The 1375-nt window shown below is 45.2% G+C and carries 2 protein-coding genes; both read right to left on the reverse strand.

Features of this window, described 5'->3' with window-relative positions; genetic code table 11:
* A partial coding sequence (locus KDK19_RS21550; RefSeq protein ID WP_257276316.1) for a hypothetical protein occupies positions 1-263 on the reverse strand: 263 nt, incomplete at its 3' end.
* A 288-nt stretch (positions 264-551) separates the two neighbouring features.
* On the reverse strand, positions 552-1375 hold an 824-nt coding region (locus tag KDK19_RS21555; RefSeq protein WP_257292919.1), incomplete at its 5' end, for a Cof-type HAD-IIB family hydrolase.

Consider the following 1375-nt stretch of genomic DNA (forward strand, 5'->3'; position numbering starts at 1 on the left):
GGATAGCCAGTAAACGTCGTACCTTTATCCGGCTGCAGACCACCTCCTTCAGAGACAGGCGAACTGATTTTCGAACCTTTTTCACCCTTTTGTAACAATAACAGCGGAGCAACGTTAGATTTTGGTAAACGAATGGGATCAGGTAAAAAAGAAGAAAGAATCGCATCGACACCATCGCCGGAAACGAATGATGAAATGTGAGGAACTAAAGCCTGACTACTACCCGACAAAAGCAGGATAGGCACAATAAAAACAAAAGTCATAAAACACCTGAGCTTCAAATAGAGATAACGAAGTCATTCTAGACAAGAAGCTCAGATTTTCCTGACTCCAGGATCTTAATACCGCACGAGACGTTGACTCGCGTTAGAAATGGGCAGAATTTCAGCACTGACTGCGGCACCACAAGTCGAATCTGAGATTTCCAACCTCAGAGTTAGCCAAAATACGACTTTGGATACCTGATTCCCCGTGCTTTTTGACTGAATTCAAAGAAACTTGTAAAGAGAGTCATTAATGCTCACCGGGGCACTGCTGAGCTTATATGAAACTCAGTTCAGGTAATGCTCCTCAAGGTATTGAGCAACAGCATCATGATTGCATTGACCGATCACCTGATGATCGGGAAGTTTTGCTTTCAAACGCTCTGTAGCATTTCCCATAACCAATCCTTTGCCAACAACCTGCAACATCTCAACATCGTTCATGCCGTCACCAAAGGCTACTGCGTCTTTGGGCTTTAGTCCTTTGAGTTTCATGACTTCTACCAAAGCCGCACCTTTACTCACGGCTGGCGCCATGACCTCAAGACAGGTATCCAGGGAGAAAGCCATATTCACGGAGTCGCCGAAAGCTTTATGAATATCCTGCTCCAGACCAAGTAACTCATTATGCTCTTTGGCTACAAAGAACACTTTGATAATCTTGTCGACAGGAATCGTATCCAAATCCTGCAGGGTGTAACTAAAACCTGTGTCCTTGTGAAACTTCAACAGGTTTTCATGGTGCTGCTCGACATACCATTTATCTTCACTGTACACACTTTGAAACACGGTTTCGCTGTATCGGCGGCCAATCGCAATTAAAGGCTGGATAAACGCAGGATTGAGATCATGGCTGACGATCATCTCCCCCTGAGGATTGTGTGCACGTGCACCATTAGAAGTAATAGTGAACATGTCGATGTCCAGCTGTGCCCTCATCTCTTCAACATCCAGGTGATGCCTGCCAGTAGCAAAGACAAAACGGATACCCTGACTACTTAAACGACGAATAACTTCTTTTGTGCGGGGCGCTAGCTCATGCTGGTCATTGAGAAGAGTACCATCAAGATCAGAGACAACAACGGGATACATGCATACCTCATCGGAGAGTG

It is taken from the genome of Endozoicomonas sp. ONNA1, assembly GCF_024606325.1.
GTDB lineage: Bacteria > Pseudomonadota > Gammaproteobacteria > Pseudomonadales > Endozoicomonadaceae > Endozoicomonas_A.